Consider the following 21994-nt stretch of genomic DNA (forward strand, 5'->3'; position numbering starts at 1 on the left):
AATGCGTAATACTTCCTTTGCTAAACAGCCACTTCCTTTCTAGGCTTTTCCCTATAACCGCCTACCAAGAAGGCCTTATGGCAACCAAAATCCTCATCTGTGATGACTCGGGAATGGCCCGCAAACAAATGGCGCGTTCTCTACCCAAGGATTGGGACCTGGACATTCATTTTGCAAAGGATGGCAGGGAAGGGCTGCAAGTCATAAAAACTGCAAAGCCCGCACTGTTGTTTCTGGATTTGAATATGCCCGATGTTGACGGCTATCAAGTGCTGGAAGTGCTGCAGCGCGCCAACATTACATTGCCGGTGATCGTGGTCTCGGGGGATATTCAAGACGAAGCGCATCGCCGGGTAATGTCACTGGGTGCACTGGCCTTTATTAAAAAGCCGATGGAGCCTGATAAGCTGGCGGCGGCTTTGGCGGCAACCGGGCTTTATCAGGCCGCTTTGGCCTCAGCCAGTGAGCCTGCCACAGCCCCAAGCCCAACCATTCCTAGCACCAGTGAGCAACCGGCAGAACTGACACTTTCGCCAGAGTTTCGTGATGGCTATCAGGAAGTGGTTAATGTGGCCATGGGCCAGGCCGGTGCCATGCTGGCACAAATGCTGGGTATTTTCGTCAAGCTACCGATCCCCAAAGTGGATTTATTGGAACTGAGCGAGCTGCAAATGGCCTTGCAGTCTGCGATGTCGGACCGGGTGTCGGCAATTTGCCAGGGGTTTATTGGCCCGGGGATCTCCGGTGAAGCCTTGCTGCTGCTGGACGATGCCGACATGGGGGATATGGCCAAACTGTTAAAATTCGACGGCGAAGTGACCAACATTGCCGAGATTGAGCTTTTGACGGATATCGCCAATGTGTTGGTCAGTGCTTGCCTGTCAGGCCTTGCCGAACAGCTTGATATTCGTTTTTGCCAAGGGCATCCGGTGGTGCTTGGCTTGCACCGGGATCTCGACGACCTATTAAAGCACGCCCGTTCCTGGCAGCGCATTTTGGCGGTAGAGATAAGCTATGGCCTGGAAGATTACAACCTGACCTTTGATTTGCTGCTGTTGCTGGAAGAAAGCTCCATCCATACCCTCAATTACAAAATTGCCCACCTGTTGGAGTAAACCATGAGTGCATTGTCTGAACTCAATGAGATCCACTGGTTGGTGGAGCTTTTGCAAAACGTCGATGTTGGCATGATGGTGCTCGACAAAGAGTACAAGGTGCAAAGCTGGAACGGCTTTTTAGAAAACCACAGCGGCATGCTGCCCAGCCAAGTGAAGGGCAAAGTCTTGTTTGACGTTTTCCCCGAGCTTGACCCTAATTGGTTTGCCCGTAAGGCAGCGATGGTTTTTACCTTAAAAAGCCGCGCCTTTGTCACCTGGGAACAGCGCCCCTATTTGCTTAAATTCAACAACTACCGGCCCATCACCGGTACTGCTGAATTTATGTATCAGAACGTGACCTTATTCCCCATCACCGGCTTAACCGGTGAGGTGAGTCATATGGCGGTGCTGATTTACGACATGACAGACGTGGTGTTGGCGCGTCAGGACACTAATAAATAAAGCACCAAGCCAAAGCTGCCAAACAAGCAGGCGCCGAAAAGCAAGGTTATGCCTAACGAAGGGGAGTATTGCTGCTCGGGTGCGACAGGGCTCTGCCGATTTTGCTCTGAGGCGGGTTTACTCATTGGAATCCTTTCCAGTTGCGTAACAAGTTGATAATTAATAAAGAACAATTATCTTGTTCTAGCGATAGTAGTGCAGCAGCATCGCTTTGCCAAGTTAGATGCTGCTGCATTAGTTAGCCGAAAATTAGCCGGTATTGCGCATACCTGCTGCTATCCCCGCCATGGTGATCATCAACGCCTGACGCACCGACTCGGGTGCTTGTTCTGCGGCCCGTGCCCGGCGCAGCAGTTCGGCCTGCAAAATATTAAGCGGGTCGGTATAGGGGTTACGCAACTTAATGGATTCTTGTAGCCAAGGGTCCTGGTCCATCAGGTATTCCTCTTTCGACAGGGTCAGCAAGGTATGGATGCCTTCATGCAGCAAGGCTCTTAGCTGTTTACCCAATGGCCAAAGCTGCTGTGGTACCAGGCGTTGGTCATAATAAGCCGACAGTTCCGAGTCGGTTTTCATGTACACCATTTCCAGCATATCGAGCCGCGCTTTAAAAAACGGCCAACTCTGATACAGGGTTTCCAGTTCTTGCTGGCGGCCCGCTTCCAGCATGTTGCGAAGCGCTTGGCCTGCGCCCAGCCAGGCAGGCAGCATCAGCCGGTTTTGGGTCCAGGAGAAGATCCACGGAATAGCCCTTAGCGACTCGACGCCGCCATCGGGGCGGCGTTTGGACGGTCGGCTCCCCAATGGCAAGCTGGCCAGTTCTTGCTCTGGTGTGGCAGCGCGAAAATACGGCACAAAATCTTTATGGCCACGCACGACAGCGCGATATGCAGTGCAAGCATCATCTGCCATGGTATCCATCACCTGGCGCCAGCTCTGCTGTGGCTGTGGCGGCGGGGCGAGCTGCGCCTCTAAGACCGCCGTGATGTAAATCATCAGGCTATTGACGGCGATGGCGGGTTGGCCAAATTTAAAGCGGATCATCTCCCCTTGTTCGGTCACCCTAAGGCCACCGTCTACCGACCCTGGCGGTTGTGACAATATTGCCCCTTGCGCCGGGCCGCCGCCGCGGCCAATGGAACCGCCGCGGCCGTGGAAAAGCCGCAGTGTTACACCGCGTTCGCTGCCAATATTCACCAACGCTTCCTGCGCGCGATACTGGGCCCAGGCCGCAGCAATAACCCCTGCGTCTTTCGCCGAATCAGAATAACCAATCATCACTTCCTGATGACTGTTGGCGTACTCACGATACCAAGGCACATCCAGCAGGGCGCTAATGACATCAGCGGCATTATTGAGGTCATCCAGGGTTTCAAAAAGTGGGGCTATGGGCATGGGCCATTGCATACCAGCCTCTTTGAAAAAGAGTGCCACGGCTAATACATCTGACGGTTGTGACGCCATTGAAATAATGTAAATACCAAGCGCTTCCTTGGGTTGGCGGGCCACCACATCGAAGGTGTCGAGCACTTCTTTGGTGTCTTCACCTGGTTGCCAGTTGCGGGGAATAAGCGGCCGTTTGGAATTGAGTTCATTGAGTAAAAACTGCTGGCGTTTTGGCTCGTCCCATTCAAGGTAAGACCCCAGCCCAACATATTGGGTGATTTCGTCAATGGCTTCGGCATGGCGGCCCGAATCCTGGCGTATATCCAGGCGGATCAGGTTCAAGCCAAAGCAGCGTACGCGGATGATCATGTCCAGCAGCGGGCCGTCGGCAATTTGCTCCATCTTGCACTCATAAAGGCTCTTATGTACGGCCAAAAGAGGTGCTAGGAAGTCTTGGTCTTGCCAAAGAATATTGCTGTCGTCGGCCTGCTCGCCTTTCAAGGTGGCTTCAATGTAGGCCAGGGTATTACGAAGCTGGGTGCGCACCTTGCGAAGGGCAACCCGGTAGGGTTCTTTGCTGTGTTCGCCCATGGCCATCACTTCGGCATTGGCCTGGTGCATCGACAGTTCGGAGATAATGGGGCTGATGTCCCGCAAGAACAAGTCGGCAGCCGTCCAACGGGCCAGCAGTAATACCCGTTCGGTGATTTTGGCGGTGACATTGGGGTTACCGTCGCGATCGCCACCCATCCAGGACGCAAAGCGCACCGGGCTTTTATCCCAAGGGAGTTCCACCTCGTATTGCCCAAGCTTGGCATTGCATTGGCGGATAAAGTCGGGCACGGCTTGCCATAACGCATTCTCAACGGTGGCAAAGCCCCACTTGGCTTCATCCACTGGTGTCGGGCGGCCGCCACGTATTTCATTGGTATGCCAAGCCTGGGCAATAAGCTGGCGCAGGCGGTCTTGCCATTTTTGTTGTTCACTGGTGCCGATGTTGGGGTTTTCCAATACCCGCAGACATTCAGAAATTTCGTCATATTTCACAATCAAGGTACGGCGTGTCACCTCGGTGGGATGGGCGGTCAGCACCAACTCGATATCGAGATCTTTTATTACCTGCGGCAGCTTCGCCTTTTGGCTGTCATCAAGGCCGCTGAGCAGCTCGTCAAGCCGGCGGCTGACGCTGTCCATATTATTGGTGGCGCTGTAATGCTGCTCGGCGATATTGGCCAGGTTCAAAAACTGGTTAAAGGCTCGGGCTACCGGTACCAGTTCATCGTCTGGCAAGCTGGTCAAGGTTTCCAGTAACTCATCGCGCCGGGCACGGTCGCCAAAACGGGCCGCTTTGGCCAATTGGCGAATGGCTTCGATACGGTCTAAGCAGGCTTCACCTTGGTCATGGGCAATGGTTTGGCCCAGCATGTCGCCGAGCATATGAACTTGTCGCTTGAGCGCGCCGTATTGGTCCGCCATGGAGTCCTCCTTTAATAACCTTGTGTCTGGTCGACGACGTGGTTAAGCGCCTTGCCGTGGTGCATAGCTAAATAATTCTGGTAAACCGCCGCGGCCAAATCCTGGCTGCTGGTAATACTGGCAGTATGCGGCGTTATCGTTATTTGTGGATGCCGCCAGAACGGGTGCTGGCGGGGTAGGGGTTCTTGATTAAATACGTCAAGGCAGGCACCACTGAGTTGGCCGTTAGCTAAGGCCTCGAGTAGGTCAGCTTCAATAAGCTGGGCACCTCTACCTGCATGAATAAGATAGGCTGCTTTTTTAAGTTTTTGAAATAAATCGCGGTTTAGCAAGCCTTGGGTTTGTTCTGTCAACGGTAGCAGGCAGACAACGTAATCAAGTTCGCCAGCAAAGTCACCCAAAGTCTTAATACCGGCAAAACAGCTTATACCACTTATCACTTTCGGGGTTCGGCTCCAGCCTTTGACGCTAAAGCCCCATTGCGCAAGCTGCTCTGCTACAAAACGGCCAAGCTCGCCTAAACCGAGCACCCCCACAGTGCCAGTGCGGCGATAAGGCGTTTGCTGCCATTGTTGGTGCCGTTGCTGTTGAGCCAGTGTCTGCCATTGGCGCTGGTTGGCGAGAATGGCCAGTAATACGTAATCGCGTATATCGCGCTTTAAATGTTCGCTAACGGTACGGCATAAGGTCACGCCTGGCGGCAATAACGGTGCTAAGCCATCGACACCCGCGCCAAGGCTTTGCACCACCTTTAGCTTGGTTAGCGGTTTAAAAGCATCTGCTGGTGGCTGCCAGCAGACCGCAAATTCGACGGTGTCAGGGGAGCTAAGATGCGGCCAAACTTGAATGTCCAGCCCTGGCTGCAGTTGGTGAAGGCAGTCGGCAAACGCTTTGCCATCACGCCCTGGCGCTATTAGCGCTAGGCTCAACGCTTTTCACCGGGTGGTTTTTTCCTTAAATGCACCGCTTGGCTTTTATGCTTGCGGGCACGGATATTGAGCGTTTCCACGGCCAATGAAAATGCCATGGCAAAGTAAACGTAGCCTTTGGGGATCTCCATACCAAAACCTTCCACGGTCAAGGTAAAGCCCACCAAAATCAAAAATGACAGGGCTAGCATTTTGATGGTGGGGTGGCGGTCGACAAAATCGCCAATGGCCTTGGCGGCAATCATCATCACCGCGACCGACAGCACAATGGCAATGATCATCACTTCTAAATGCTTGGCCAAGCCAACGGCGGTGATCACCGAATCGAGGGAAAAAACGATATCGATAATGGCAATTTGCACCAAGGTTGCCACAAAAGCCGCCGACCGGGGAGCGCTAGGGTTTTCGTCTTCCCCTTCCAGACTGTTATGAATTTCATGGGTGCTTTTCCAAATCAGAAACAGGCCGCCGAGAATTAAAATGCTGTCGCGACCGGTAATGGCCAGGCTGCCAATATGAAACCAGGGGTTGGTTAACCCCATCACCCAGGACAGGCACAACAACAGCAAAATGCGGGTTACCATGGCTAAACCCAAGCCCATTAAGCGGCCTTTCTGCCGCTGCTGCTCCGGCAAGCGTCCTACCAGCACCGAAATAAAAATAATATTGTCGATGCCGAGCACGATCTCCAGCAACGTTAAGGTTGCTAAAGCCGCCCAAGCACTAGGGTCGGTTACCCATTCCATGGTGTGAACTCGCTGTTAAATGGCAAATAGCCCTTGATGTTACGTGAGACAGAGCCGCTTGACCATGTTCTGCACCAGCGCCATTGCCGGTTTGAACTGGGCCATTTCCATGTACTCATCAGGTTGGTGTGCTTGACGAATGGAGCCTGGCCCCAACACCAGCACTTCACTACCGAGGCTGGCAAAGAAAGGGGCTTCGGTGGCGTAGTTAGCCGATTCCACCGGTAGCCCTAAAAAGTTGCTGACTTCGCTTTTCCAGGGGCCGTCAGGGCTGACAAAAGACGGGCAAGGGTCATGCAGATGCTGCCAATGCAGCACGCCAGGGTGTGCCTTTTCGACGTTGGCCAGTTTGTCCTTTAGCAACCCTTCCAGTTCGGGAATGCTCATGCCGGGTAGCGGCCGCATATCAATATGCAGATCGCAGCAACCACAAATACGGTTGGCATTATCGCCGCCATGAATATGGCCGAGGTTGAGGGTAGGGTGCGGCACCGCAAAGTGATGGTCACAGTAACGTTCGGCCAGTTCATGCTTAAGCACAATAAGGTCGCCCAGTACGCCGTGCATCAGTTCCATGGCGTTGAGGCCAGCACCGGGGTCGGACGAATGGCCACTTTTACCTGTAATGCGAATACCGGCACTGATGTGCCCTTTATGGCGGCCTATGGGTTTGAGCTCGGTGGGCTCACCCACCAAGGTTAAGGCCGGTTGAAAGGGATTGGCCTCAGCCAGCTTGCGGGCGCCGTCCATGGAGGTTTCTTCATCGGCGGTGGCGGCAATACGCAGCGGCGCCTTGAGGTTAGTTAAATCCATGTCACTGAGCGCTGACAATACCAGGGCAAAAAAGCCTTTCATATCGGTGGCACCCAAACCGTACCATTTACCGTCTTTTTCGGTCATGGCCAGTGGATTTTTATTCCATCTGCCCTCATCGAAGGGCACGGTGTCGGCATGGCCTGCCAACAGCAGCCCCCCTGGGCCTGAACCCAACTCTGCCCACAGGTTCATCTTATTGTGACCTAAGGGTTGTAAAGTCACCTTAAAGCCAAGTGTTTCGCACCATTGGGCCAGTTGTTCTATAACGGCTTTATTGCCGGTATCTAAGGCTGGATCGGTTGCCGAAACCGATGGCAACGATAAAAGCCGATTAAACATGTGGGGCAAGTCGGGTAATTTCTGCATGAATAAATTCCCAATGGTGTTGCATTAAAATGTCGGGTTGGTTAGTCTACCGACCAATGAATTAAAATCCACCCATCAAGGGTAAAAATGTTTCATTTGATGCGACGACACAACCACTGTTTCCTTTGAACTCCGGACGTGCTTTTCTAAAGCCTGCCCGGGAGCAGGCGAGTTGCATCAGGCTTCACAACTGCTCATCTAGACTTGATATCCATTATCTTGAGAGCGGTTGCCATGTTAAACACCCTCATTATCGGCGGAGCCGGTTACACAGGCCAAGAACTGTGTAAATTAGTGACCAGCCACCCCGAACTCACCCTGACTCATGTCTTTGCATCAGCCGGTTCTAAAAACGCGGGCGAACCACTGCCGTTAGGTATTAACGGTGTGATTGAAGATGGTGACCCTGACGCTATTGCCAGCGCCGCCAAAGACGCTCAGGTTATTTTGCTGGCCACGCCCCATGAAGCCTCTGCCGAATTGGTACCGGTATTAAAAGAACATAGCGATGCGCTTATTGTCGACTTATCTGGCGGCTTTCGGCTGGCAGCGGCGGCTTACCCTAAATGGTATGGCTTCGAGCACCCGTCTCAAGCATTACTGGCGAGTGCAGCATACGGCCTAGTCGGTTGGAATGACGACGCCATTAAGGCTGCCAAACTGATAGCCGCCCCCGGTTGCTACCCAACGGCAAGTTTGTTGGCGTTAAAGCCGCTGATGAAGGCGGGTCTTATTAACGGCCTGCCTATCATCAATGCTACTAGCGGTGTTTCCGGCGCCGGCAAGTCAAACAAACCCCATACGCAATTTTGCGAGGTTAGCCTGTTTGCCTATGGTGTTCTGGGCCACCGCCACCAACCTGAAATAGCGCAGCATTTAGGGTGCGACTTGTTGTTTACGCCGCATTTGGGCGCTTTTGACCGTGGCATTTTGGCCACTATTACCGTGCCGGTTAAAGCCGGTACCACGCAGGCCAAGTTAGACGCCCTCTACAACGACTGTTACGGCGAGCACCCCTCGGTGCATTTAACCGGCGATCTGAAGAAAAAAGCCCCTGCCATCAAGAACGTTGCGTACACCCCTTATGCGCAAATTGGCTGGGCGGTGGATGAAGAGCGCAACCTGGTGGTGTTGTCTTCCGCCATCGACAATTTATTAAAAGGCGCTGCATCGCAAGCCGTTGAGTGCATAAATACCCATTTCGGATTTAAGCTGCGGCCGCTGCCGGGCTATGGTTGGGAGACACTATGAACCCGCTGGTTATTAAAATTGGTGGTGCGGCGCTGGATTCTGGCGAGGTGCTGGAACAGTTACTCAGTGCCATTGTTGCCATCAAAGAGCGGCCAGTGGTGCTGGTGCACGGCGGTGGCGACCGTGTCGACCAAGTGCTGAAGCAGGCGGGCATAGTGCCGCGTAAATTAAACGGCAAACGTATCACCGACGAAGCAAGCCTGCCGCTGGTGGTGGGAACCCTGGCCGGTGAGATCAATAAAACCCTGGCGGCAAAAATGCGTGCTTTGGGTGGCCAGTCGGTTGGCCTTTCCCTGGCGGATGGTATTGCCGTTGCGGTGCCCGCTGGCGAAGAGTGGGGCGCGGTCGGGGTGCTGGCCGAAGGTTCAGACATCTTATTGTCGTTGCTACTGCAAGGTGGCTTTATTCCGGTAGTGAGCTCCATCGCTGCCAGTAAGGATGGGGACCTTTTGAATATCAATGCGGACGAAGCGGCGGCGAAAGTGGCCGAGCTATTGGACGCAGAACTCGTTTTATTGAGTGATGTATCAGGTGTGCTTGATGCTAACGGCAGCCTGATCGCCTCGTTAACCGCCTCGGAAATCCAGGCCCTAAAAGATGAGGGCGTGATCACCGGTGGCATGGTGGTAAAAGTGGACGCAGCGCTGTTTGCTGCGAAAAAACTGGGCCGCGCCGTGCGCTTAGCGTCTTGGCGCGATACCCAGTCCATTAACAATGCCGAATCAAGTACCGGGACCTTGATCGCACCCTGAGGAAAAGATGAAACACTTACTGACTGACTATGACTGGACCGAAAGCGAACTCAAAGCGCTTTTGCAGAAAGCGGCAACCGTAAAGGCCAAGCCGGCTGACTATGCCCAGGCTTTGGCTGGCAAGTCGGTGGCAATGATTTTTGAAAAGCCGTCATTACGTACCCGCGTCACCTTTGAATTGGGCGCCCAACAGCTGGGCGCCTTGGTGGTCTACCTTGACCAGAGCCATGGCGCTATTGGTAAACGCGAACCGGTGGGGGATTTTGCCCAGAACCTGTCGTGCTGGGTGAACTGCATTGTTGCCCGAACCTTTAGCCAAGCCACCATTGACGAGCTGGCCGATAAAGGCTCGGTGTCGGTGATTAATGCGCTGTCTGACCGTTTCCACCCCTGCCAGGGGCTGGCGGATATGCTCAGCCTTTACGAAGTTTTCGGCAAGCTTGACGGTATCAAATTGGCCTACGTTGGTGACGGTAATAATGTCACCCACTCGCTGATGGTATTGTCAAAACTGCTGGGTGTGGAAATGGTGATTGTCACTCCCAAAGGCTGTGAGCCGGCGGCGGATATTATTGAGGCCACTGGCTTCAAGGTGACCGACGACCTTGCCGCTTTGGAAGGGGTAGATGCTATTTACACCGATACCTGGGTTTCCATGGGAGACGATAAGGATCCGGAAGCGGTCTTAAAGACCTTCCTGCCTTACCAGGTCAACAGCGAAATGATGAAAAAATCCGGTGCCAAGGCCTTTATGCACTGCTTGCCTGCGTATCGCGGCAAGGAAGTGACCACTGAAGTGCTCGAAGGCCCACAGTCGATTGTGATGCGCCAGGCCGAGAACCGCCTGCACGTTCAAAAAGCCGTTTATTTGAAGCTTCTTAAAGAGGATTAGTACACATGTCTGTATCCAAAGTGGTATTGGCCTATTCTGGCGGTCTCGACACCTCGGCCATCGTGCCGTGGCTGAAAGAAAACTATGACTGCGAAGTGGTTGCCTTTGTGGCCGATGTAGGCCAGGGCGCAGAAGAGTTAGAAGGCGTTGAAGCTAAAGCCTTGGCTTCTGGTGCAAGCGAATGCCACATCGTTGATTTGAAAGAAGAGCTGGCCAACGAATATATCTGGCCGATGCTCAAGGCTGAGTCCATCTACGAAGACGACTACATGCTGGGTACCTCTGTTGCCCGCCCGGTTATCGCTAAAGCCCAAGTGGCCGTTGCCCGTAAAGTTGGCGCCGATGCCCTGGCGCACGGTTGTACCGGTAAAGGTAACGACCAGGTGCGCTTTGAGTCTTGTTTCGCGGCGCTGGCGCCTGATCTGCAAGTGATTGCGCCTTGGCGTGAATGGACCATGCGTAGCCGTGAAGAGCTGCTTAACTATCTGTCTGAGCGCAACATTCCTTGTAGCGCCAGCCTGACTAAAATTTACAGCCGTGACGCCAACCTGTGGCATATCTCCACCGAAGGCGGTGAGCTGGAAGACACCTGGACCACTGCCGGTGTTAACTGCTGGGCCTGGACTGTGGATCCCAAGGAAGCCCCGGACGCCGCTGAAGTGGTTGAACTGGACTTTGAAGCCGGTGTACCGGTTGCCCTTAATGGCAACAAACTGTCCGGTGCTAACCTGATTGAAACCCTTAACGCTATTGCGGCGGCCCACGGTGTTGGCCGGGTTGATATCGTTGAAAACCGTCTGGTAGGGATGAAATCTCGTGGCTGCTATGAAACCCCGGCGGGTACCGTGCTGCTAGCCGCGCACCAGGCACTGTCACACCTGGTGCTGGATAAAGTCTGTTCCCAGCACCTTAAGTACCTGGGCCTGCAGTTTGCGCAGCTACTTTATGACGGACGTTGGTTCACCCCATTGCGTGAATCCATTGTTGCCGGTGTCGAGAGCCTTAACAAAGAACTGACCGGTAAAGTGAAGGTTGAGCTTTACAAAGGCCGCGCAACGGTATTGGGCAGCGAGTCTGCTAACAGCCTGTTCTCCGAAGCCTTTGCAACCTTCGGTGCCGATGAGGTTTACAACCAGAAAGATGCGGCTGGCTTTATCCGTCTGTACAGCCTGCCTTCTCGCATCAAAGCACTGAAAAAAGAGGGTAAATAACATGGCAGCGCTCTGGGGAGGTCGTTTTGAGCAGGGGGCCAGCGAGGCCTTCGCGCGGTTCAATGCCTCTTTGCCGATCGATTGGCGATTCTGGGCCGAGGATATCCAAGGCTCCCAGGCCTGGGCAGGCGCCTTGGCCGAAGTGGGTGTACTGACCCAGAGCGAAGCTGAGGCCCTGCAAGGGGCCCTTGGCAAACTGGCAGGTCAGCTGGCCAATGACCCAAGTCCGCTGCATGAAAGCAGCGAAGAAGATATTCACAGTTTTGTGGAGTCTTGGCTCATCAATGAGGTGGGCGATTTAGGTAAAAAGCTGCACACCGGGCGTTCCCGTAACGACCAGGTGGCAACCGATTTTCGCCTCTGGTGCCGTAAAACCGCGCGCCAGTTGTTGGCCGAGGTTTACCAAACCTTGGAAATCATGGCGGCACTTGCCGAACGCGAACACATTACCTTGATGCCGGGTTATACCCATCTTCAGCGTGCCCAACCGGTGACCTTTGGCCACTGGGTGATGGCTTATGCCGAAATGCTGGAGCGGGATGCCGAGCGCTTGGAAGATGCGATTCGCCGCATCAATGTCTGCCCACTTGGCTGTGGCGCCTTGGCGGGAACGGCTTATCCCATTGACCGTGAAAAGCTGGCCAGCACCCTTGGTTTTGACCGTGCGGCGCGCAACAGCCTGGACGCCATTTCCGACCGCGATTTTGTGTTGGAGCTGCTGCAGGTCGCCTCTACCTCAGGTTTGCACCTGTCACGCATGGCGGAAGATTTGATTTTCTTCGGCACCGGTGAAGCCGGCTTTGTGAAGTTCTCTGATACGGTCAGCTCCGGCTCGTCGTTAATGCCGCAGAAAAAGAACCCTGATGCCCTTGAGCTTATCCGCGGTAAAAGTGGCCGTATTTTTGGTTCCATGGCCGGCTTTGCTATGACGGTGAAAGCCTTGCCGCTGTCTTACAACAAAGACCTGCAGGAAGATAAAAACGGCCTTTTTGATGCGTTGGATACCTGGAGCGACTGCTTGCTGCTTACCCGTGAAGTGCTGGCCACCATTGAGGTAAACAAGGAAGCCTGTGCTAAGGCGGCGGCTGGTGGTTATTCCAATGCCACCGAGCTTGCCGATTATCTGGTGGCTAAAGGTATTCCTTTTCGCGAAGCACACCACATGGTTGGCGTGCTGGTGCGGATGGCTATCGAGCAACAACTGCCACTGGAAGCCTTGCCCTTAGCCGACATGAAGCAAGTGTCAGCGCTGATTGAAGACGATGTTTATCCGGCCTTGGACTTGATGGCGGCGTTGGAGAAACGCTGCGCCCAAGGCGGGGTGTCTTTGGTTCGCCAACAAGAGGCCATTAAAGCCTTCTACGGCCGTTTGGCGGCGAAAGCGGTGCGCCGGGCTACCTTGGAAGACGTGGATGCCATTGCCAAGCTGATTGGTCACTGGGCCGGTGAAGGTGAAAATCTGCCCCGCTCCCGTGAAGACATCATTCACTCTATCCAAGACTTTGTGGTGGCAGATGTTGATGGGCAAGTGGCGGGTTGTGCCAGCCTCTATATCTATTCAACGGGCCTGGCGGAGATACGGTCGCTTGGGCTGAATGAAAGTGCCCATGGTAAAGGCCTTGGCCAAGCCATGGTGCAAATTCTGATGGATGAGGCCAAGTCACTAAAGCTGCGGCGGGTCATTGTACTGACCCGAGTCGCCGGCTTCTTCGACAAACAGGGTTTCAAAGTGATTTTCAAAGATACTTTGCCCGAAAAGGTCATGAAAGATTGCAAGCTTTGTCCAAGACAGGATAACTGTGACGAAATAGCGATGGAGCACCGGCTCTAAGCGCTTATCTAAAAAAGCCCCGCATTGCGGGGCTTTTTTATGCCTTGGGGAATCGTAGCTTAACTCGGGCACCGCCAAGGGGAGAGTCATCCAGAATGACAGAGCCGTTGTGCAATTCCATGATCCGTTGGCACATGGCCAGGCCAATCCCCAAGTGCAATGAGTCGCTGTTGGACTTTTTCCCGCGAAAGTAAAGCTCTGTGGCTTTACTTTTCTCTTCTAAATTGAAGCCGGGACCGTCGTCTTCCACGAACAGGTAATTGTCTTCCCAGCCGATATAAATGCGTTTAAAGGCAAAGCGTTGGGCATTGTCTAGTAGATTTTGCAGGCAACGCGTCAACAGGTGGGGGTCGGCATAAAGGGTGTCGGGCAAAGAGGGGTGTAAGTTGATGCCCTGGTTTTGCAAAAGCCGGCTTAGAAAGGGGCCAAGCTCTATCACTTGCTTGGTGATAGCGTCGACGGATTCAAGCTCATGAAATTGGCTCCAATGGCTAACGATTTGATCCAGGTAATTAAGCTCTTTTCTGATGGATGCATCAAAGGGGCCATGGCCATTCATGGCAACGGCAAAGCGCAGCCGAGAAAGGGGCAACCTTAAGTCGTGGCTAACGGCCCGAGTCATCAGTGCCTGATCAGCAAGCAAACGTTCAATACGGCCCGCCATCAGGTTAAAACTGCATGCCAGTTCGGAAAGGTAATCAAGGTGTTTGAGTGGTAGCCTTTTATGCCACTTGCCCTGACCAAAATCTTGGGTCGCATTGTTGAGGTATTTGAGCTCCTGGCTTAACGGCCATAAACACATCACTACTATCACCGTCAGCATCACAAACAGCATGATAGGTAGGCAATAGCTGCTCTTATCCTGCAACGAGTCATAGGGTCCCAGAAGCAACAGCTGGCCACCTAAGGCGGTTAGCAGGTAATGCTTACGGTCTTTGACCAACGGTAGAATTTGGTGGTCTGACACCGCGGCGTGCTGTGGTAAGTCCTTGGCGCTGACGATTTCTGCCTTGATGCGGTTGTGATGAAAATAGCCCTGCCAAAGGGCGATGGGCTTTTCAGACAAATCCGATAGCAGCAGGCTGACCAGCTCTTTTTGACTGGTTGTTGGTGCAGGGCTGGAGTGGGTGTAAACCCACATTTGATCTAAGCCATACCCCAGCAGCAACAACGACATGATGAGCAACCCATACAGGGTGAAAAACAGCCGCTTCATTGCCAGGAATTGGGTGCAAAAAGATATCCGTGGCCCCAAATCGTTTTGATTCGGGTAGGCATCTCGGATTCATCACCGAGTTTGCGTCTAAGCCGAGACACCCGCTGGTCCAGTTTTCTGTCACTGCCGTCGTAAGGAAACCCCAGCAGCGCTTGATAGAGATAATCTCTGCTAAGTACTTTGCCAGCGTCACTGGCCAGGGCCCACAACAGGGCAAATTCGCCACTGGTGAGCTTCACAGGCCTGTTCTCAAGGGTAACTGAGCGAGTATCGGCATCAATGATGAGCTGCCCAAAAACAAGGCGTGAGTGGCTGCGCTTGGTTTTAAGGCGATCGCGTCTTAATTGGCTTTCAATGCGGGCCATCAGCAGCTCCGGGTCGACAGGTTTCACCACATAGTCGGATGCCCCAAATTTAAGACCTTGTATTTGATCGCGGCTATTACCCAAGGCTGAAAGGATGATGATCGGCCCGTCAAAGAGTTGGGCAACCTGGCCACATAACGCGAAACCGTCTACATCGGGTAACAACAAGTCGAGCAATAACAGGTCTGGTTGCAGTTCCTGCACCAACATTGGCACTCTACCGCCATGACTTTCCCAATGAACAAAATAGCCCTGCTCTGTGAGGTAGAGTTGGATCAGTTTCGCCAGGGCTCTGTCATCTTCGACCAATAGCAATCGGCCTTTGGCGCGATTGATTTTCAAGGCATGCTCCATGGCATGGGGTTCCTGCATCTGGGAGAAGAAAAAATACCGTCTTGGCTTACCTGCCAGTCTTTACGAACGTCCTTTTTTTTGAGGGAAATGAATAGAGGAATGGCGGTGACCAGCCAGTTAAACCAGTTGCCTTGCAAGTTATTTTTACTAACTGAACAACTCTTGTTCATCTTTAAAGGCGGAGTAGCCCACATTTCTCGTTTTATGGTTATCGGCGTCAGTACCCAGGTCCTTGAGTGACTGATTTTCTGGCCGTGTTCTACGACACTAACGAGGTTCCTTCGGGAGTGGTTCGGATGCGGCGTTTTCAGCCATGAAGTTGTGTTGCTGATGACGTTATGTTTTGCGTTGATGCCATAGCGGTACAACGCTAGTTTAGCGATGGCATTGTTAATAATTAACAGACAATAACTGACGATAATTCGCACAAAATGAAAAGGTTAAGGCACAAGGTCTATTGAGTTTAAACATTGTGCCTTGCAGCGTCGTCGCTCTCATACAATCTGAGACGAATATGAACAGCCTGGGCTACTCGTCTTCGTGCATTTGCGACTGCAGATAGTTGTGCAGCCCTACCGAACCAATAAGGCTGAGCTGTGTTTCCAGCCAGTCAACATGGTCTTCTTCCGAGTCCAAAATCTTGCGCAATAAGTCTCTGCTGATGTAGTCACGCACTTTTTCGCAGTACTCAATGCCGTCTTTTAGGTCGGGAATGGCCGCAAGCTCAAGATTGAGATCGCTCTGCAGTGCTTCTTTGGCATCTTCGCCAATGGATAATTTACCGAGATCTTGCAGATTAGGCAGGCCTTCAAGAAACAAAATCCGCTCGATGAGCCAATCGGCGTGTTTCATTTCATCAATGGATTCATGGTATTCGTGGTCGGCGAGGCGTTCTAAACCCCAATCTTTGTACATGCGGGCATGAAGGAAATACTGGTTAATGGCAACCAGTTCATTGCCCAGTACTTTATTGAGAATTTGAATGACTTTCTTATCGCCTTTCATCGCCTGCTCCTATTGTTTCTAGTACGAAGCATGGCTTGCTGAAAAAGCCTTGTCAAACAGCTATTTGAGTAATGAGAAGCGTTTTCGGAACCAGCGGGTGCTTGTTTTCAGCACGGGCTTCATTGAGCACCGCTTTGGCATGACGTGCACACTTACCGCATTGGTCGGCCACACCTAATTCACAGCGTAACTGTGCCAAAGAATGGCAGCCAGAGGCAGCGGCCTTACGGATCGTTTTGTCAGTGACAGCATTGCAGAGACAGACGTACATAAATATCCGGTCCAGCGATTGGGTTGGACCGGATTATAAATGCGAACTGTTATTATTTCAATGTTCGTTTTGCTGCTGGGAGTCTTGGTCATCCCCGGGTGAGAAGATATCGTCATTGCTGCTTTGCGTCGGGTTCACCGGCCCATCAAAGGGGTTGGCAAGAGAATCACGAATAAAGGTCTTGGGTTCAGTTCCGGCCTTAAAATACTCAAAGCGGCTGGTGTAATCGGTCGCCCGTGTCAGTTTGCCGGTTTTACGGTCAATACGGACGGTGACAATGCCCGGCGGCACCGGGAAGCCGATAACGGGGGTGCCCTCAAGGGCGTCCTTCATATAGGCATTCCAGGCGGGTCCTGCACTTTTTGCGCCGCCTTCAGCACCAAAAATGGAGTCATCTTTAATGGCGCTATCGCGGCTGGTATGGCCGAGCTTATGGGTGTAGTCGTTAAAGCCTATCCAACTGGTGGCTTGTAATGATGGGTTAAAGCCAGAGAACCAAGCGTCTCGCGAGTCATTGGTGGTACCTGACTTACCGGCTAAATCGTGGCGCTTAATCAGGCGCGCCGCTCGCCAGCCAGTACCATTCCAGCCGTTACCGTGGCGCCATGAGCCGCCGCCCCAAATGGTACTTTCCATCGCTTGGGTCACTAAAAATGCGGTTTGCTGGCTAATGGCCCGGGGGGCTATGCGGTTTTCACCCAAAGGAGCAACGGCGCATTGTTCTTGCCAGCCAATGTCATTTTGGTTTTGGGCAAAAGCTGCATTCAGCGCTGCATCTTGGTCATTGGCAACAGGCCAGGCCGGGGTTTTGGCCAGCAGTTCGGCGCATTCTTCGCAGGCCTCTTTGGGCGCGGCCATCCACACCAGATTACCGTAGCCATCTTCTACCTTATCAATCAGATAAGGGGTTACCAAAAAGCCGCCGTTGGCAATGGTGCTAAAGCCACGTGCCAGCTCCATCGGCGTTAAGGAAGCCGAGCCTAGTGCCAGCGATTCATTATGGGGCAAGTCTGCTTCGGGGAAGCCAAACTGGGTCAGGCGCTTAATCACGGTGTCGATACCTACCGCTCTTAACAGCCGCACCGACATAACGTTTTTTGATTGGGCCAGGCCGCGGCGTACCCGGGTGGGGCCATTATAAACCGGCGGCGAGTTTTTTGGCCGCCAGGCATAACCTTCAGAACGGTCCCACTGGTTGATGGGCGCATCGTTGACCAAAGATGCCAAGGTAAAGCCGTTATCCAGCGCTGCTGAATAAATAAAGGGTTTGATGTTTGAGCCGACCTGGCGTTTAGCCTGGGTAACCCGGTTGTATTTGCTCAGATAGTAATTAAAGCCGCCGACCAGAGCCTGGATAGCTCCGTCTTTGGGGCGCAGCGACACAATAGCGGCGTTGACTTCTGGGATCTGTGCCAGCAACCAGCCTTTGTCATGGGGACGCACATAAACAACGTCACCCGGGGCGAGAATATCGCTGGCTTTTTCAGGTGAAGGCCCCTGTTTGTCTTCATCAATATAAGGACGTGCCCAGTCCAGCGCTGACCAATCAAGCTGCAGCTGCCCTTTGCCTTTCGCCTCTACGGTGGCTGATTGGTCTTGAACCGCAGTGACAACGGCAGGAATAAGCGGGTTGTAGGTCATCTGAGTTTTCAGATAGTGCTGGATCTTTTCTTCATCCCAAGGCCAGCCTTTGAGCTTTTCGGCGGGCCCACGCCAGCCATGGCGGCGGTCGTAGTTCAGAACATTGGTAATAAGCGCGTGTTGCGCTGCCCGCTGATCTTTGGCGTTAATGGTGGTGTAAACTTGGTAGCCTTCGCCGTACGCGGCTTCTTCGCCAAACAAATCAACCATTTGTTGGCGAACCATCTCGGCAACATAATGGGCTGATAAGGTGATCTCGGCGCCATGATATTTAGCGGTGTTGGGGGCTTTGGTGGCTGAGTCATATTCAGCCTGGGTGATGTCACCCATTTCTTTCATCCGCAGCAGCACCACATTACGGCGGGCAATAGAACGCTCAGGGCTGCTAATGGATTTAGCGTTGAGGGGGCTTTAGGCAACCCGGCCAAAGTTGCCATCTCTGGCAAGGTCAGGTCTTTTACATCTTTTCCGTAATACACTTGCGCCGCAGCACCAACCCCAAAGGCGCGATGTCCCAGCTCAATTTTATTGAGATAAAGCTCCAGTATTTCGTTTTTACTCAGCAGCTGTTCGATGTGCCAGGCAATAAACATCTCTTTTATTTTGCGAATGTAGGTTTTTTCGCGGCTTAAAAAGAAGTTTCTTGCCAGCTGCATGGTGATGGTACTGGCGCCCTGCGATTTATGGCCTGTTAAAATTAAGTTAACAACGGCGCGGCCCAATCCGACGAAATCAACGCCAGGGTGCTCGTAGAAGCGGCTATCTTCGGTGTCGATAAATGCCCTTATCAGCTGATGGGGCATATCTTTTATGGAAAGTGGAATACGGCGCTTCTCACCAAATTGGGAGATCAGCTCTCCGTCGGCGGAATAAACCCGCATTGGGGTTTGCAGGCGCACGTCCTTGAGCACCGCCACACTGGGCAGTTCAGGCTTGATGTAGTAGTACATTCCCACCACAGAGACCGCACCAACAACGGCCATCAGCCCAAGCGCAAACAATATTCTAACCAGCCACTTCACTAAACACCTCGCAATTGCCCCTAAACCGCTCTGGATTATCTGTTTGATTAGGCGGCAAAACTATAAGCGGTCAACTAGACCACTTGCAAAAAGAGCACTATTCTTTGTCACCACATAACAAAAATTTTACGACGGACATATGCTTGCAACATTCTTCCGTCGACAAACTCCCGTCATGGTTGGCGTTGATATCGGCTCCCACTCAATCAAGGCCGTGTTACTGGCTAAAAATGGTAACACGTTCAAAGTAGAAGCGGTGGCTGTTGAACCAACACCTAAAGGGGCGGTTGTCGACCACGAGATCCAAGACATCGAACCAGTGGGTGAGGCACTGCGTCGTCTGGTGCGTCGCTTGCCCTCCAAAATACAAACCGCCGCCATGGCGGTAGCCGGCTCATCGGTGATGACAAAGGTCATTCTCATGGATGCTTCCTTAAGCGACGATGAAATGATGAGTCAGATTGAGGTTGAGGCTGAAAACCTGATCCCTCACCCGCTCGATGAGGTCAATCTCGATTTCGAACGTCTCCACCCTCATATAAACGACCCTTCTCGTGTAGATGTGTTGTTGTCTGCTGCACGTTCTGAATCTGTGGTTGCCAGGGTCAGTGCCATGGAGATAGCCGGCCTTGATACCGGCGTGATGGATATTGAGGCTTATGCCTTAGGGCGGGCAATGGCGGCGGTAGCATCACGTCAACCCGGCCTTACTGACCATAAACTGGTGGGGGTTTTTGATATTGGTGCCCGCACCAGTACTTTAGCGGTAGTCGACCAAGGGGAGGTTATCTACACCCGCGAAGAAGCCTTCGGTGGCGAGCAGCTCAATCAACTTATTCAGTCAGCCTATGACATGAGCGGCGATGAAGCCGAGCGGGTAAAACTGCGCGAAGAACTGCCCGCCAGTGCGGCGTTAGACGTGCTGGCGCCTTTCCAAACCGAAGCACTACAGCTTATTCGTCGTTCAACGCAGCTTTTTTACACCACATCCGGCCATGACAGCCTTGAGGCGCTACTGCTAACCGGTGGCTCTGCTGATATTGAGGGTTTAGCGCAAATGCTAACGGAAGAGTTGGGATTTGCGGTGGTGGTAGCGGATGTGTTTGCAGGGATGAAAATTGGTGCCAACGTCAACAAGCGCGATTTAGAGCGTCACAATGCTGCGCTAGCTATTGCTACTGGCCTTGCCCAGAGGAGTTTTAGCTAATGGCCAATATTAATTTGCTGCCCTGGCGGGAAGAAGCCAGAGAAAAAGAAAAAAAGGAGTTTACCGCCACACTTATCGCCATGGTGCTGGTCACTGTGCTGTTGATGTTTTTTGCCAACTGGGTTGTTGGCCAGTACATCGACGGGCAGCGTCATCGCAATGCCTTTTTGCAAGGCCAAATTAAAGAGCTTGAGCAGGCGATCTCCGAAATTGAGTTGCTGAAAAAAAGAAAAGCCGATTTGCAAAAACGCATGGACTTAATTGCACGGCTACGTGCCAGCCGTAATGTTACCGCCCATATTTTTGACACCATTGCCAGCTCGGTTCCCCCCGGCATGTACTTGATGGAGATTCGCCGTGATGGCGACGAGCTTTCCATTAAAGGTAAAACCGAGTCGAACAACCGTGTTTCCAGTTTTATTCGCTACATCAAAGAGTCTGAGTGGCTGGCTAACCCTGAGCCAAGGCGTATTCAGTCGGTCAATAAATCCAGTGTCTTGTCTGATTTTGATTTGGGCGTTCAGGTGCGCCTGGATGGGGTGAAGTCTTCCTCCGCAGCCAAAGGAGGTAAGCCATGAACATCAGTGAACTGGATTTTTCGGAGATCGGTTCTTGGCCTAAAGCCGCTAAGGCGGTCTTTATTGGCTTTGTCTGTGTGGTGGTAGCTGCGCTCTTTTATTACCTGCTGATTAGCGACAACCTAGACCAGCTGTTTGCCGAACAAAAAAAGGAAACCGAGCTCAAGCAAACCTACCAAACCAAGCAGCGTATGGCCGCTAACTTACAGGCCTACCGTTCCCAGATGCTGCAACTGGAAGAAAATTTCGCGCAGTTTCTTAAGCAGCTGCCCACCCAAGATGAAACCGCTGGGCTTTTGGACGATATCAACTTCGTTGGTACCACCAGCGGCTTGAATTTCAGGGTTATTCAATGGCAGGCACCGCAGGAAAAAGAGTTTTATATCGAACTTCCTATCGATATCGAAGTGGTGGGCGATTATCACCAACTCGGTACCTTCGTTAGTGATGTGGCGGCATTGCCACGCATTGTCACTCTCCATAATTTCGACATTAAGGCCGCGGATAACAACAAGCTCATTATGAAGCTGCAGGCCAAAACGTATCGTTATAAGGAGGATGGCAATGCCAAGAAGAAACCTTAGCTGGCTGCTGTTGCTCTGCGCCATCTTCATCAGTGGCTGTAACGACGATATCGGTGATCTGCAAGCCTTTATTACGCAAGTCAAAAAGCGGCCGGTTCCGCCAATTGAGCCGATGCCGGAGCTCAAGCCATTTGAACATTTTCGCTATCAGCCGGGTGATAGGCGCAGCCCGTTTTCACCACCCAGCCCAGAATTGCTCGCTGAAAATGCCGGTAAAAATAACCCGGATTGCCTGCAACCCGATTTTGACCGGGTAAAAGAGCCCTTGGAACAGTTTCCACTCGATACCTTGGCGATGAAGGGCACCTTGGGTAATGCCAAAGAGCTTTGGGCACTAGTTGGGGCGGGTGACGGTAATTTATATCGGGTAACCATTGGCAATTATGTGGGGCTGTACAACGGTTTGATTCAGGAGATCTCCCAAAACGCTATCAAGGTGCGGGAGTTGGTTCCGGATGGGGCGGGGTGCTGGCTGGTGCGTGAGGCATCACTCGAGCTGGTCGGTGAATAACAATGAATTTCTCGAAGGGAAATGA

19 protein-coding genes and 1 pseudogene are annotated in these 21994 nt (G+C 52.6%); 11 read left to right on the forward strand and 9 right to left on the reverse strand.

Annotated elements, in window-relative coordinates; translation table 11 throughout:
* Positions 1-77 precede the first annotated feature (77 nt).
* Both DW350_RS01585 and DW350_RS01590 read left to right on the forward strand, forming a co-directional pair.
* Entirely contained in the window at positions 78-1115 is a 1038-nt protein-coding gene (locus DW350_RS01585; RefSeq protein ID WP_115717167.1) for a response regulator, read from the forward strand.
* 3 nt (positions 1116-1118) lie between these two features.
* Positions 1119-1559, forward strand: a complete 441-nt coding sequence (locus DW350_RS01590; RefSeq protein WP_115717168.1) for a PAS domain S-box protein — start codon at positions 1119-1121, stop codon at positions 1557-1559.
* 249 nt (positions 1560-1808) lie between these two features.
* Here DW350_RS01590 and ppc read toward each other — a convergent pair whose 3' ends face one another.
* The 4 genes from ppc to argE are packed head-to-tail and all read right to left on the reverse strand — an operon-like array spanning position 1809 to position 7278.
* Positions 1809-4421: a phosphoenolpyruvate carboxylase gene (gene ppc, locus DW350_RS01595; protein ID WP_115717169.1), complete on the reverse strand. Its 2613-nt coding sequence runs from the start codon at positions 4419-4421 to the stop codon at positions 1809-1811.
* A gap of 11 nt (positions 4422-4432) precedes the next feature.
* A complete protein-coding gene (locus DW350_RS01600) occupies positions 4433-5350 on the reverse strand; it encodes a 2-hydroxyacid dehydrogenase (protein ID WP_115717170.1) in 918 nt (305 codons plus the stop codon).
* Complete coding sequence (locus tag DW350_RS01605) at positions 5347-6096, reverse strand: TerC family protein (protein ID WP_115717171.1); 750 nt, start codon at positions 6094-6096, stop codon at positions 5347-5349. Before DW350_RS01605 ends, DW350_RS01600 begins: the two co-directional genes overlap by 4 nt.
* Before the next feature lie 39 nt (positions 6097-6135).
* Positions 6136-7278, reverse strand: a complete 1143-nt coding sequence (gene argE, locus DW350_RS01610; RefSeq protein WP_115717172.1) for an acetylornithine deacetylase — start codon at positions 7276-7278, stop codon at positions 6136-6138.
* 234 nt (positions 7279-7512) lie between these two features.
* Between argE and argC the strand changes: the two genes are divergently transcribed.
* From argC to argH, 5 genes are read left to right on the forward strand one after another with little or no spacing between them, the layout of a single operon-like run.
* The gene (gene argC / locus DW350_RS01615) at positions 7513-8529 is read left to right on the forward strand and encodes an N-acetyl-gamma-glutamyl-phosphate reductase (RefSeq protein WP_115717173.1); all 1017 of its coding nucleotides are present in this window, start codon (positions 7513-7515) and stop codon (positions 8527-8529) included.
* The gene (argB, locus tag DW350_RS01620) at positions 8526-9281 is read left to right on the forward strand and encodes an acetylglutamate kinase (protein WP_115717174.1); all 756 of its coding nucleotides are present in this window, start codon (positions 8526-8528) and stop codon (positions 9279-9281) included. Before argC ends, argB begins: the two co-directional genes overlap by 4 nt.
* Positions 9282-9288: 7 nt before the next feature.
* On the forward strand, positions 9289-10173 hold the full coding sequence (gene argF / locus DW350_RS01625) for an ornithine carbamoyltransferase (protein ID WP_115717175.1): 885 nt from the start codon (positions 9289-9291) through the stop codon (positions 10171-10173).
* Between the two features lie 5 nt (positions 10174-10178).
* Complete coding sequence (locus DW350_RS01630) at positions 10179-11384, forward strand: argininosuccinate synthase (protein ID WP_115717176.1); 1206 nt, start codon at positions 10179-10181, stop codon at positions 11382-11384.
* A gap of 1 nt (position 11385) precedes the next feature.
* Positions 11386-13215 carry an argininosuccinate lyase gene (gene argH / locus DW350_RS01635; RefSeq protein ID WP_115717177.1) on the forward strand — a complete coding sequence of 610 codons (1830 nt, stop codon included), beginning with the start codon at positions 11386-11388 and terminating at the stop codon, positions 13213-13215.
* Positions 13216-13252: 37 nt separating this feature from the next.
* On the opposite strand, the gene DW350_RS01640 is transcribed toward argH, so the two are convergent.
* The 5 genes and pseudogenes from DW350_RS01640 to DW350_RS01660 all read right to left on the reverse strand — a co-directional run.
* A complete protein-coding gene (locus DW350_RS01640) occupies positions 13253-14392 on the reverse strand; it encodes an ATP-binding protein (RefSeq protein ID WP_192954772.1) in 1140 nt (379 codons plus the stop codon).
* A gap of 35 nt (positions 14393-14427) precedes the next feature.
* Positions 14428-15138, reverse strand: coding sequence for a response regulator (locus DW350_RS01645; RefSeq protein WP_192954773.1), 711 nt, complete (start codon positions 15136-15138; stop codon positions 14428-14430).
* 540 nt (positions 15139-15678) lie between these two features.
* Complete coding sequence (gene bfr / locus DW350_RS01650) at positions 15679-16155, reverse strand: bacterioferritin (protein WP_115717180.1); 477 nt, start codon at positions 16153-16155, stop codon at positions 15679-15681.
* A gap of 52 nt (positions 16156-16207) precedes the next feature.
* A complete protein-coding gene (locus tag DW350_RS01655; protein WP_115717181.1) occupies positions 16208-16426 on the reverse strand; it encodes a bacterioferritin-associated ferredoxin in 219 nt (72 codons plus the stop codon).
* A 174-nt stretch (positions 16427-16600) separates the two neighbouring features.
* Positions 16601-19089, reverse strand: a pseudogene (locus DW350_RS01660) (penicillin-binding protein 1A); the annotation flags it as partial.
* Between the two features lie 139 nt (positions 19090-19228).
* Between DW350_RS01660 and DW350_RS01665 the strand changes: the two are divergent.
* Genes DW350_RS01665 through DW350_RS01680 form a run of 4 tightly spaced genes read left to right on the forward strand, consistent with a single transcriptional unit; the run spans position 19229 to position 21969 of the window.
* Positions 19229-20296, forward strand: coding sequence for a pilus assembly protein PilM (locus tag DW350_RS01665; protein ID WP_115717182.1), 1068 nt, complete (start codon positions 19229-19231; stop codon positions 20294-20296).
* Positions 20296-20874, forward strand: a complete 579-nt coding sequence (locus DW350_RS01670; RefSeq protein ID WP_115717183.1) for a PilN domain-containing protein — start codon at positions 20296-20298, stop codon at positions 20872-20874. Before DW350_RS01665 ends, DW350_RS01670 begins: the two co-directional genes overlap by 1 nt.
* A complete protein-coding gene (locus DW350_RS01675; RefSeq protein WP_115717184.1) occupies positions 20871-21458 on the forward strand; it encodes a type IV pilus inner membrane component PilO in 588 nt (195 codons plus the stop codon). The genes DW350_RS01670 and DW350_RS01675 overlap by 4 nt, the downstream gene beginning before the upstream one ends.
* Positions 21439-21969, forward strand: a complete 531-nt coding sequence (locus DW350_RS01680; RefSeq protein ID WP_115717185.1) for a pilus assembly protein PilP — start codon at positions 21439-21441, stop codon at positions 21967-21969. Before DW350_RS01675 ends, DW350_RS01680 begins: the two co-directional genes overlap by 20 nt.
* The last annotated feature ends 25 nt before the right edge of the window (positions 21970-21994 follow it).

Source organism: Gallaecimonas mangrovi, assembly GCF_003367375.1.
GTDB lineage: Bacteria > Pseudomonadota > Gammaproteobacteria > Enterobacterales > Gallaecimonadaceae > Gallaecimonas > Gallaecimonas mangrovi.